Source organism: Flavobacterium sp. (assembly GCF_043720215.1).
Taxonomy (GTDB): domain Bacteria; phylum Bacteroidota; class Bacteroidia; order Flavobacteriales; family Flavobacteriaceae; genus Flavobacterium.
On sequence record NZ_JAYSSZ010000105.1, the window covers coordinates 1 to 12,814 of the forward strand.

The window sequence follows — 12,814 nt, forward strand, 5'->3', positions numbered from 1 at the left end:
TTCATATTCATAACCCAAACAGGATGACTTGGCGAAGATGCCGTTGCGGCAGTCATAGTTCTGGTATATGTTTTTGTTCCCTCAATTTTTCTCAAATTATGATAAAAATTATCAAAAGTACAAGTTACAGTATGTGATGTAGCTGTTGGCTGATACACAAAAGTAGCAATGATTTTTCCTTTAAGTACATTTCCGTTTGATAGTGTACAGCCTGTAGTCCCAAAATCAACTGTTTTTGTAACTGTTGTGCCAGGAGTTATAACTGTGCCAAATGCAGGAACTCTAGTGATTACAGCACAAGTAGATAAAAATGACGCTTGTGGATTAGAATTTCTAAAAGAAAGTGTATTAGAGTCCATATTTTCATATTGCTCACCCACAATATTAGAAACATCGTCATTCACAACATCAATTTTTGCATTAACTCCAGCCTCTTCAGCGGTTATTGTCGTGTTGTCTGTTTCTTTATCTTTAGAACAACTAACAATTGTTAAAGATAAAAATAATCCGAATAATAAAATTTTACTTTTCATAAAATGTTTTTTTTAAAGGTTTAATGATAAGACTTGAGTTTTTTAAAAAGGTTTAATCAAATATAAAAAAAACTTTCACATTTAGAAATTTTAACACTTAAATACTATCTTTGAATACTAATGGATATTACTTCGCAAATAAAAAAACCAATTCTTGAAGAAATGGAACTTTTTGAAAAAAAGTTTCAACAATCAATGACTTCAAAAGTGGCGCTACTTAACAGAATTACCTATTACATCGTTAATCGAAAGGGAAAACAAATGCGACCAATGTTTGTTTTTCTTACTGCAAAAATGATTTCTGGTGGCGAAGTTTTAGAACGAACCTATCGAGGTGCTTTGGTTATTGAGCTTATTCATACTGCAACTTTAGTGCATGATGATGTGGTTGATGATAGTAATCGTCGCAGAGGGTTTTTCTCTATCAATGCCCTTTGGAAAAATAAAATTGCAGTTCTAGTAGGCGATTATTTACTTTCTAAAGGATTATTGCTTTCTATAGATAATGGTGATTTCGATTTATTGAAAATTATTTCAGTCGCTGTTCGGGAAATGAGCGAAGGCGAATTATTGCAAATAGAAAAAGCCCGAAGGTTAGATATTACCGAAGAAATTTATTACGAAATTATTCGCCAGAAAACGGCAACTCTAATAGCCGCTTGCTGTGCTCTTGGAGCAAAATCCATTTCTGACAATGAGATTCAAGTCGAGAAAATGAGAAAATTTGGAGAACTAATTGGGATGGCTTTTCAAATAAAGGATGATTTATTCGATTATACCGAAGAAGCAATTGGCAAGCCAACAGGAATAGATATTAAAGAGCAAAAAATGACTTTGCCACTTATTCATGTTTTAAATAATTGTACTCCTAAAGAAAAAAGTTGGCTCATCAATTCTATCAAAAACCACAATAAAGACAAAAAAAGAGTAAAAGAAGTAATTGCTTTTGTTAAAAACCAAAACGGATTAACTTATGCTGAACAGAAAATGATTCAATTTCAGCAAGAAGCACTTTTGATACTTCAAGATTTCTCCCATTCAACCTATAAAGAGTCTCTAATCCTGATGGTGAATTATGTAATAGAAAGAAAAAAATAATAGACTCTTAAAAAAAAATTAAAAATGAATTACCCAATTTCTGCAAGTAATCCACTTCTTCAATTAACCAAATCAAAAAAAAGATTGCCTCATTTAGTTATTGCTATTTTATTAGTTATGGCATTTTTAATAGTTGGTCAGCTAATAGGGGTTTTTACAGCTATGCCATTAGAAGCAGTTATAAAAAAAGGAACAGATATTACTTGGAAAAGTACCGAAAACCTTTTAGTAATGCTTTTTTTAGGAAATATTCCAGTCATATTATCCATTTATTTATGGATGCGTTTTTATGAAAAAAGATCTTTTAGAAACCTTGGATTTCAAACACAAAAAGCAGTTCCAAATTATTTTTTAGGAATTTTTATTGGAATCATCTTGTTTTGTAGCGTTGTAGGATTGTTATCAGCATTCAATTATATGACATGGGAAACAGGAAGTCCAGCAATGCAAGGAATGACTGTGTTATTGCCAACAATATTAATTTTATTGGGTTTTGTTATACAAGGAGCAACTGAAGAAATTTTGTGTAGAGGTTGGCTTATGCCAATGGTTGGCGCACGATATAATGTTTGGACAGGAATCTTAGTCTCAGCATCACTTTTTGGATTATTGCACGGACTTAATGATAATGTTACAATACTTTCAATAATCAATATAATAGTTGTAGGAGTTTTTTTTTCATTGTTTGCTCTGAGGCAAGGAAGTTTGTGGGGCGCCTGCGGATTGCATAGTATATGGAACTGGTTACAAGGGAATTTTTTTGGGCTTCAAGTGAGCGGAACAGAAACTGGACCAACAATTTTAAACCTAAAAGAAATTGGACCAGATTGGCTAACAGGTGGTGCTTTTGGGCCAGAAGGGGTTTTATTACTACAATAATTTTGTGTATTGGAATTGCTCTATTACTACTTCGAAAATCTAGTTTTACAAAAGAAATTTTCACAAACAACGATTAAAAAAAGTCTTATTCTTTTTCTAAATTAAATATTTTCTAAATCGTAAGATGTTGATTCTGTTGGTAAAAATAATTATTTTAAAAATAATTCGATAACTCATGCAACTATATTACTAATCTTCTCGTCTATGTAAATAGAAGTCTGTTTTGTATTTTAAAAGTGCAAATTAAAAAATCTAATATTAAATTGAAAGTAATTAACTTACATCAGGAAGAAAAAGAATTAATCGAATTGGCTGCCGATAATAATCGTCATGCACAACAAAAAATTTATTCTAAATCTGCTGGAAAAATGTTAAGTATTTGTCGACAATATATTAAAGATATTCATCAGGCAGAAGACGTTATGATAACTGCGTTTATGAAAGCATTTACAAATCTTAAAAATTTCGAACACAAAGGTAGTTTTGAAGGTTGGATGCGACGAATTATGGTAAACGAATGTATCTCATATTTAAGAGTTCAGAAACAGGTTGAATTTATTGACGATTCGCAATATTTAGAAGAAAGTTTCAACAACATTGAAAGTCAATTTTCAGTTGAAGACATTCAATTTCTAATAGATAGCTTACCAGATGGATATAAAATGGTTTTTAACTTATATGCGATTGAAGGTTACAAACATCAGGAAATAGCACAAATGTTAGGAATAAATGAGGGAACATCGAAATCACAATTATCTCACGCTCGAAAAATATTGCAAACCCAAATTGCTAAACTAAAAAATTACGAAAATGGAACCGAATAAATTAGAAAACCAAATACGAGAAAAGTTGAATTCTAGAGAAGTTCAACCTTCGTTACAAGCTTGGGATAGGTTAGATGCAATGCTTTCAGTTGCAGAAAAGAAGAAGCCAAAAAAGCGTTTTGGATGGCTTTATATTGCGGCAAGTATTATTGGTTTTGTATTTGTTGGGTTGCTTTTTTACAATCAAGAAAACACAAGTATAAAAACTAACAATCAAACAATTGTTGAGGTTGATGCCAACAAAAAATCTGTTTTATCTAAAGATGTAAATCAATCAGAAATAACAAATAATTCAAAAGAAGTAGTTTTAGCTGTTGTTGAAACAAAAAAAGAATTAGTAAAGGTTAAAAAAACAAATCAAAAAGCTCAAGAATTCGCAAAAATCATATCAGATAATAAAGAGGTTATTGCTGAAGTTGTTCCTCAAAAAGCGGAAGAAAAGACTAAAATAGAAATTAATTCAACAATACTTTTAGCTTCAATTGAACCTAAAAATGAACAAACAAAAAATGTAAATAAACCCAAATTAAAAATAGATGCAAGTGCATTACTTTCGCAAGTCGACGGCGAAATAACGCTAACTTTTCGTCAAAAAGTTCTTAAATCAATTAATAAAAACTACGATAGCGCTAAAGAAGCTTTGGCTAGTAGAAATCAGGAGTAACAATCATCAAATCAATTTTAAAATTAAACATTATGAAATCGCAGATTCACGAAAACAAAAAAAATAAACTGCAAAGCTTGAGTAGAAATTTAAATATTTACTTAGCAGTATTCTTATGCAGCATTTTGAGCAATACTTATGCGCAAGAAACTTTTGAAGCTAGAGCGAAAGCAATTGCTTCAAACATCGAAAATATCACAAAAGAAGAAAAAGAAGTCTTAAAAAAACAAGTAGAAGATGTAAATGAAGAATTATACAAAAATAATATTACCCAACAACAAGCAGACGAAAAAAAGATGCAATTAGCAATGACATCTGCCAATACTATAGAAAACAGAATTGCTATAGAGGAATCTAAACTTTCAGAATTAGTTAAGGAGAAAATAGAAGGAAAAATTTCAAGTTTAGATACAGTCCAAAAATTTGGAAGAACTTATGGTAAAGGAATAAAAGTGCATGTTGGTGCAAAAGATACCATACAAAAATCTGAAAAAAGAACAACATCACAATTCGTTTTTGCTACGGGTGTAAATAATTTAGTTACTAACGGAAAGGTGGCTAATTCAGATTTCAGATATTTAGGTTCACACTTTTACGAATGGGGTTTAACTTATAATACAAGGATTGCACAAAAAAGCAATATTGCACATATAAAATACGGACTTTCTTTGCAATACAATAACTTACGACCAACAGACAATCGTTATTACCAAACTTTAGGAAACCAAACCAGTTTGCAAACGGCAGTGGTTGCCCTAAAAGACTCAAGATTTAGAAATGTAAATTTAGTTGTTCCAGTTCATTTCGAATTAGATTTTACAAAATCAAAAATAGTCAATGATAAGAAAATATTCAAATCTCATGAAGGATTTCGTCTAGGATTTGGAGGATTTGCAGGAGTGAATTTAAAAACAAAACAGATTTTAGAGTTCGACGATCCTTTTGGAAATTCAGTAACGCAACGAACAAAAGGCAATTACAACACAAACGATTTTGTATATGGCCTGAGTTCTTACATAGGTTTGGGACAAATCAGTTTGTATGTTAAATATGATTTGAATCCTTTATTTACAGATAATACAGTAAATCAAAATAATATTTCGTTAGGCATACGATTTGATTTGAATTAGTATTTATATTTGAGTTCGTTAGTAATAGGAAGTATTTCAGAAATGAAATACTTCCTTAAATACACACTTAAGCGATAAATAACGTTATCTTAACGAGATTAATTTTAATTTTAAATTAATAGAAGTAACTTTGTGCCTCAATTTTTATAAAAAAAACAAATTTATCCCCAAATGAAAAGTAAAATAATATTACTATTGTTGTTCGTATGCTATAACTCGAATGCTCAAAAAACACAAGGAATAATAGGAGAATCTAACTGGTTTAATGGTTGGACGAATTTCCGACCTAAAGCTGTTGAATATAATCAACCTAATCAAATTTTGACTGGAGATATAAAGGAAAATACAACACTTACAAAAGGTAATGTTTATTTAGTAATGGGGACAGTCCATGTGGCAAATAATGCAGTTCTTACCATAGAGCCTGGAACAGTAATTAGAGGAGATTATAATTCTACTGGTACTTTAACTATAACAAAAGGGTCAAAAATAATTGCAGAAGGAACAGAAACGAACCCAATTGTTTTTACCTCAAACAAGCCAGCTTCTGAAAGAAAACCAGGAGATTGGGGAGGAGTAATCCTTATGGGCGATGCTCCAATAAACAGATTTGGAGGGGTTTCGGCATCATTTTACGAACCGAATCCTTTATATAGTCCTTTTGGAGGAACAAATGACGTGAGTGATTCTGGAATATTAAAATATGTGAGAATCGAATTTGCAGGTAAAAAAATTGACCCAAAAATTTCATTAAACGGATTAACTCTTGCCGCTGTAGGGAATAAAACAAAAATTCAATATGTTCAAATCAGTTTTTCAAGTGATGATTCAATTGAGATAGTTGGAGGAAATGTCGATTTTAGTAATATGATATCTTACAGAGCAAATGATGACGATTTCGATTATTCGATGGGTATACAAAGTACGGTAGACAATAGTATTATAATACGTAATCCTTATGCTTCAGACAACACTCGTTCAAGATGTTTCGAAATAGATTCGTATGATAAAATCGAAAATTACGACCCAACAAAAAAGAAAACTTACATTAAGTTGAATAATGTGACTATGACCAATGATGAAGAAAACACCATGGGATTAGTAAAAGAAGCGATTTCGTTAAAAACAGATTCTTTTATCGAAATAAATAAATGTGTAGTAGCTGGATTTTCTAGTTTTATCGCCTTAGATGATAAATATTTAGAAGGTGACAATTTCAAAAAAGTAAAAGTTTATAACTCAATAATAGATAGTTGTTCAGAACTGTTTACAAATGAATCTTTAAGTAAGGCCCAAAATGTAAATGATTGGTTTATGAAAAACGACAAATTATTATATACATCGACTATCGGTATAAATAATCTTTTTATAAATAACAATGTTAAAAAGAAACCAGATTTTAGATTAAAATAGCAATATAAAAAAATATTCTTAATTTAATAAAATTTATCAAAAAAGTGTTTCAGTAATGAAGCATTTTTTTTGTGCTATATAGATAATAATAACAAATACATAATGTGTAAGAATTAATGATTTAACATTCCAAGTCTAATTTTGGAGTGATAAAAAAACCAAATCTTTAATTTATCTACTTATGAAAAAAACAGCTATAATAGTTATTATTTTAATTAATGTATTTTCTTTAAATGCTCAAGAAACAAATGGCATTATAGGATCAGAAAACTGGTTTAGTAACTGGACAAACTTTAAGCCAAAGACAACAGAATATTCTGAATCTACTCACATTATAAATGGTGTTATAGATGAAAATATGACACTTTCTAGAAAAAATACATATCTCCTTTTGAATGTTGTTTATGTAACCAATAATGCCATATTAACTATAGAGCCAGGAACAATAATAAGAGGAGATTTTGCTACTTGTGGAACATTAGTAATTACAAAAGGCGCCAAGATAATCGCAAAAGGGACTCAAACTGATCCAATTGTTTTTACTTCAAATAAAGAAGCTTCCGAAAGAAAACCTGGAGATTGGGGAGGTATAATAATATTAGGTGATGCACCTATTAATAAATATGGAGGAATAGGAACTTTAGATTTTAATCTGAATCCAAAATATAATTTTTATGGAGGATTAAATTCTGAAAGCAGTTCTGGAGAACTAAAATATGTAAGAATTGAATTTTCAGGAAGAAAACTCAATGCTTTAAAAGAATTAAACGGATTGTCACTGGCAGGAGTTGGGAATAAAACAAAAATGGAGTCTATACAAGTTAGTTTTTCTAATGATGATTCATTCGAGTCCTATGGAGGAGATATACTATTCAATAATTTAATTTCCTTTAGAGCCACAGACGATGATTTTGATTTTACACAAGGAACACAATGTAACATCAGCAATAGTATTGCAATTCGTTATCCATTTTCATCTGATGTTACTAGATCAAGATGCTTTGAGGTTGATTCTTATGATAAAGCAGAAAATTATGATTTAAGTAGAAAATTGACAAAAATTGTTGCAAATAACATAACTTTAGTTAATAATGAGGATAACAATCAAGGATTAGTTAAAGAAGCTATTTATATTAAAAATGATAGTTTTTTTGAATTAAAAAACAGTATTGTCTCAGGTTTTAATCAATTCTTACTACTAGAAGATAAAGCTATTTTAAATTCTAATTTAGATAAATTAAAATTTTATAACATAGTAATTAATAACAGTAAATCTAAAGTACAATTAGAGACCGAAATTATTAGTAATCTAATTGAAGAAAAAATTGTTAATGATAATAATAATATACAAACATTAAATGTTAGTAGAGAAGATTTGTTTGTAGAATCCGATGTTAAAAAAATTCCCGATTTTAGATTAAAAAGCAATAATATAACGTCAAGTATTCTTGTGGTAAAATAAATTTAAAAATTTTACAAAAAAAAGTGTTTCAGCAATGAAGCACTTTTTTTATTTTCTAAAAAAATAAACGATTTTAACTTTGTATCTTTGGGACTTTGCAACTTTGAACCTAAAAAAATTGATTTCAAAAGCCACCATAGACACCGTTTACGAAACTGCTCGAGTAGAGGAGGTTATTGGTGATTTTGTGCAACTCAAGCGTGCAGGAAGTAATTATAAAGGATTATCTCCATTTTCAGACGAACGTTCTCCTTCCTTTATGGTATCACCAGTAAAACAAATTTGGAAAGATTTTAGCTCAGGAAAAGGAGGAAACGCGATTGCATTTATCATGGAGCATGAGCATTTTTCGTATCCAGAGGCTATTAGATATTTGGCAAAAAAATATAATATTGAAATAGAGGAAACCGAACAATCTCAGGAAGAAAAAGAGCAAGCTGGCGAAAAAGAAAGCATGTATCTCGTTTCAGAATTTGCAGCAAAGTTTTTTCAAAATACCATGATGAATACTGATGAAGGTAAGTCGGTAGGATTTTCTTATTTCAAAGAAAGAGGATTTACAAACGATACAATCAAGAAATTTGGATTGGGTTATTCGCCCGAAACCTGGGATGCATTTACAAAAGAAGGATTGGGACAAGGTTACAAATTGGATTATTTAGACAAAGTTGGACTAACGATTCTCCGAGAAGATGGCAAGCACTTTGACCGTTTCAAAGGTCGTGTCATGTTTCCAATACAAAGTATGTCGGGAAGAGTCTTAGGTTTTGGAGGTCGTATTTTGACTAATGACAAAAAAGCTGCAAAATATCTCAATTCGCCAGAAAGCGAAATATATCATAAAAGTAAAGTTTTGTACGGAATTTACCATGCAAAACAAGCCATTGCCAAGTTAGATAATTGCTTTTTGTGTGAAGGGTATACTGATGTAATTCAGATGCAACAAGCTGGAATAGAAAACGTCGTTTCGTCTTCAGGAACAGCACTTACGCCAGACCAAATTCGATTAATTAATCGATTAACAAAAAACATTACAGTTCTTTTTGATGGAGATGCTGCGGGACTTCGTGCTTCCATTCGAGGCATCGATTTAATTCTTGAAGAAGGTATGAATGTTAAGGTTTGTACGTTTCCAGAAGGTGATGATCCTGATAGTTTTGCTCGAAAAACACCACTCGATGAACTTTTATTGTATTTCGAGAACAATGCGATGGATTTTATCCAATTCAAGGCTTCTTTATTAATGAAAGACGCCAAGAATGATCCCATTAAGAAAGCGGAACTTATTCGTGATATGGTAAATAGTATTTCTAAAATTCCAGATAGAATCAAAAGAGAAATATATATCCAAGAATGTTCTCGAATTATGGATATTTCTGAAGAAGTTTTGTTTAATACTTTAGCACAACTGGTTCAAAAAGACATTTCGGAAGTGGGTAAAAAACAAAAGCAAGATCAAAAAAATCAAGTTTTTGAAGTTCATAAGAATGAAAATATTACAGTCAATGCAAAAGTCGATGTATTGTATGAATTGGAACTTAAAATTATCGAAATCCTTTTACTTTATGGAAATGTAGAAGAAGATTTTGAAGATTTTGTTTTCAAAGCAAATGAAGAAGGTGAATTATTAGAGATAAAAGAAGTAAATAAATACAAAGTTTTTCAACGCATATATTTGAGTTTGCAGGAAGACGAGGTTGAGTTGGGAACGCCAATATTTAAGGACATATACAACGATTTAATTTCTTATTTTAATGAAAATGAGAAGTTCGAAATCGAGCAATATCTTATGCGACTTTCCCCAGAATTGGCACAAGAAGTCACCACAATCCTTATGGATGATGAGAAAGTTTCTTTGCATAATTGGGAAGCCAAACAAATTTATGTAAAACAGAAAGATACAACAATAAGCCAATATGTATCGGAAACGATACTTACTTTGCGTTGGTTTTTAGTTAACAAAATCATCGAAGAGATTAAATCAAATTTATCCAAAGAAATAGACTCAGATAATTCTGAAAACCTATCTATGGCAATGGATTATTCTAAATTGGTAAACAATTTTTCAAACAAATTAGGGCGAGTTATGTCGCGATACAGCTAAACAATATCCAGTGTTTTAGCTTTATTTACTAGATCGACCAAATTGGTGACATTCAGTTTTGCTAAAAGTCTTAATTTATAAGTGCTTATTGTTTTCTCATTCAAGTTCAAAGCTTCGGCAACTTCTTTGTTTTTCTTTCCATTGCTTAAATAGCGTAAAACCTCAATTTCTCTAGAAGATAACTTACGGTATAATCTTTCGGATTTTGCTTGTTTAGAAATTAATGCTATATTTCGTTTTACAGCATCACTAAAAATTACAGCACCACGATTTACTTTTATAATAGTAGAAGCTAAAACATCTAACTTTTCTGATTTTTGAACAAAAGCATAAACACCAGCTTTTATAGCGTTTGGTGCATAAATCTGCTCATTTAAGTTAGAGAATAAGATAATTTTTACCTTAGGAAAATCTTTTAGCAAAGATTTAATGAGATTTATACTCGAAAGACCTTCTAGCTCCAGATCCATCAGCAAAACATCAATATCCTTTCGTTTCAGCATTTCTGTTACCATTTCAAAATTATCTACAATTCCTACAAGCGAAATGTCGGCATGCTCTTTAAAATAAGATTTAATACCTGAATGTACAACAGGATGGTTGTCTGCGAGACCTATTTTTACCATGATTTTAAGTTTAAAATAGTTAGACTAAAACGAATAGTAAATATACATATAAAAAATATAAATTACTGAAAAGCAAGTAATAATTTACTTATATTTTTCTGGAATTAAACAAACAGGAATTGGATTCATTTTGTGCTGATTAATTGTGTTTAATCGTTTGTAAATATCAAAAATTACTTTTTCTCGTCCAGTAAAATCATTAGTAGAATTTCCTTTTTCCAACATAGACATTGCCCACTCTAATTCGGGATAACTAGCACCAAGTTGGTCTTCGTCACTTCGGTCATCGCCAAACAAACCATCAGTTGGTGCTGCTTTTTGTATAGATTCAGGAATATTAAGATAATGCGCCAATGCACGAACATCACTTTTCATCAAATCGGCAATGGGACTCAAATCGACACCACCATCTCCATATTTTGTAAAAAAACCAACGCCAAAATCTTCTACTTTATTACCCGTTCCGGCAACTAATAATCCGTGAATCCCAGCTAAATAATATAATGTAGTCATTCTAAATCTTGCACGAGTGTTAGCTAATGCTAGATTTACCTTTTCTTCATTATCCGAAGGAGGAACTTCGGTTTTAAAACTCTCGAAAACTGGAGTCAAATCGACACGTGTATCGGTCACATTTGCAAAACGTTTTTTTAGCTGAGTAATGTGCTCTTGCGCTCTGGTTACATGGCTTTGCGCTTGGTGAATAGGCATTTCAACACATAAAACTTTTAGACCAGTTTGTGCACATAAAGTTGAGGTTACTGCCGAATCTATTCCGCCCGAAATCCCTATAACAAAACCATTTACTTTCGCATTCTCAGCATAGGTTTTGAGCCAGTTTACAATATGTTCGTTAACTTTTTCACAATTTATGGTACTATTTTTTTGCATGGTTACTTTTGTTTTAAAAACGAATGTATATTTGCAAAAATAATAATTAGGAGCTATTCCAGCTATACGTTTCAATCTTTTATTTTTTAAAGAAAAAAATAAAAGGATTTACACTTCAAACGAAGTTCACTGAACTCCGATTGAAATGAAAGTTAAGTGAAGTAATCTGGGTTAAAAATCATGTTTATGAAAAAATATTTAATACTCATTCTATTCCTATTTGCGATTGTTTCGTGTTCTAAAAAGAGCGAAATTCAAGAAAAAGCAGAAGAAATCCCAGTAAGTATAAAAGTAGATCGTTATGATAAAGCTTTTTTTGAAACACCGCCAAGCGATTTTCCCAAACTAAAAGCACAATATCCAGAATTTTTTCCACCATCAGTTTCGGATTCGGTTTTAATCAATAAGATGCAAAATCCACTTTGGAGAGAATTGTATGCTGAGGTGCAAAAAAAATATGGTAATTTCGATAAAGAAACAGCCGAAATTGAAGATTTATTTCGTTATATCAAATATTATTATCCAAAAACACAAATTCCAAAAGTATATACTGTAATTCAGGAAATGGATACCGATTATAAAGTTATTTATACTGAAAAAGCGCTTATTATCTCGTTAGAGTTGTATTTAGGTAAAAATCATAAGTTTTACGAATACCCAAATTACATGAAACAAACTTTCGAGCCTTCACAAATTTTACCGGATATTGTAGAGAGTTTTTCTAGAGCAAAAGTAAAACCTCCAGTTCAAAAAGATTTGTTGTCTCTCATGATATATTCAGGAAAACAATTGTATTTAAACGATGTTTTGTTGCCAGAATACTCAGACGAAGATAAGATTTGTTATACACCAGAACAGCTTAAATATTGCAAAGATAACGAAGCTAATATGTGGAGATTCTTTGTTGAGGAAAAATTATTGTACGATTCAGATCCTAAATTATCACAACGTTTTATTAGTCCAGCACCATTTTCTAAATTCGGATTAACGTCTGATAACGAAACACCAGGAAGAATAGGAGCGTGGTTTGGTTTGCAAATCGTACGTTCGTTTATGGAAAACAATGATATCCCGATGCAACAAATGTTACTTATGGATGCCGCAGCTATTTTCCAAAAATCTAAATACAAACCGAAGAAATAATTACGAATTAAAAATTACGACTCGAGCGATAGCGAACAGGCGAAGCA

At 31.0% G+C, this 12,814-nt stretch carries 11 protein-coding genes and 1 pseudogene; 9 read left to right on the forward strand and 3 right to left on the reverse strand.

Annotated features, from left to right (window positions below; translation table 11 throughout):
• Window positions 1-533, reverse strand: a pseudogene (locus ACHZC3_RS05090) (hypothetical protein); the annotation flags it as partial.
• Between the two features lie 120 nt (window positions 534-653).
• On the opposite strand from ACHZC3_RS05090, the gene ACHZC3_RS05095 reads away from it, so the two are divergent.
• The 8 genes from ACHZC3_RS05095 to dnaG all read left to right on the forward strand — a co-directional run bounded on the left by ACHZC3_RS05095 (window position 654) and on the right by dnaG (window position 10,107).
• Complete coding sequence (locus tag ACHZC3_RS05095) at window positions 654-1,631, forward strand: polyprenyl synthetase family protein (RefSeq protein ID WP_394758799.1); 978 nt, start codon at window positions 654-656, stop codon at window positions 1,629-1,631.
• Window positions 1,632-1,655: 24 nt separating this feature from the next.
• A complete protein-coding gene (locus ACHZC3_RS05100; RefSeq protein WP_394758800.1) occupies window positions 1,656-2,510 on the forward strand; it encodes a CPBP family intramembrane glutamic endopeptidase in 855 nt (284 codons plus the stop codon).
• 263 nt (window positions 2,511-2,773) lie between these two features.
• Window positions 2,774-3,334: an RNA polymerase sigma factor gene (locus tag ACHZC3_RS05105; RefSeq protein ID WP_394758801.1), complete on the forward strand. Its 561-nt coding sequence runs from the start codon at window positions 2,774-2,776 to the stop codon at window positions 3,332-3,334.
• Window positions 3,321-3,998 carry a hypothetical protein gene (locus tag ACHZC3_RS05110; protein WP_394758802.1) on the forward strand — a complete coding sequence of 226 codons (678 nt, stop codon included), beginning with the start codon at window positions 3,321-3,323 and terminating at the stop codon, window positions 3,996-3,998. The genes ACHZC3_RS05105 and ACHZC3_RS05110 overlap by 14 nt, the downstream gene beginning before the upstream one ends.
• Window positions 3,999-4,030: 32 nt before the next feature.
• Entirely contained in the window at window positions 4,031-5,128 is a 1,098-nt protein-coding gene (locus tag ACHZC3_RS05115; protein ID WP_394758803.1) for a hypothetical protein, read from the forward strand.
• Between the two features lie 171 nt (window positions 5,129-5,299).
• Window positions 5,300-6,541 (forward strand): hypothetical protein, encoded by a 1,242-nt coding sequence (locus ACHZC3_RS05120; protein WP_394758804.1) that lies wholly within the window; start codon window positions 5,300-5,302, stop codon window positions 6,539-6,541.
• Window positions 6,542-6,722: 181 nt separating this feature from the next.
• On the forward strand, window positions 6,723-8,003 hold the full coding sequence (locus ACHZC3_RS05125; protein ID WP_394758805.1) for a hypothetical protein: 1,281 nt from the start codon (window positions 6,723-6,725) through the stop codon (window positions 8,001-8,003).
• 118 nt (window positions 8,004-8,121) lie between these two features.
• Window positions 8,122-10,107: a DNA primase gene (gene dnaG, locus ACHZC3_RS05130; protein WP_394758806.1), complete on the forward strand. Its 1,986-nt coding sequence runs from the start codon at window positions 8,122-8,124 to the stop codon at window positions 10,105-10,107.
• Here the strand turns inward: dnaG and ACHZC3_RS05135 are convergent.
• Window positions 10,104-10,733, reverse strand: coding sequence for a LuxR C-terminal-related transcriptional regulator (locus ACHZC3_RS05135; RefSeq protein WP_394758807.1), 630 nt, complete (start codon window positions 10,731-10,733; stop codon window positions 10,104-10,106). The genes dnaG and ACHZC3_RS05135 overlap by 4 nt on opposite strands.
• 84 nt (window positions 10,734-10,817) lie before the next feature.
• A complete protein-coding gene (nadE, locus tag ACHZC3_RS05140) occupies window positions 10,818-11,624 on the reverse strand; it encodes an NAD(+) synthase (protein WP_394758808.1) in 807 nt (268 codons plus the stop codon).
• 186 nt (window positions 11,625-11,810) lie between these two features.
• Here nadE and gldB point away from each other — a divergent pair, with 186 nt between their 5' ends.
• The gene (gene gldB / locus ACHZC3_RS05145) at window positions 11,811-12,767 is read left to right on the forward strand and encodes a gliding motility lipoprotein GldB (RefSeq protein ID WP_394758809.1); all 957 of its coding nucleotides are present in this window, start codon (window positions 11,811-11,813) and stop codon (window positions 12,765-12,767) included.
• The last annotated feature ends 47 nt before the right edge of the window (window positions 12,768-12,814 follow it).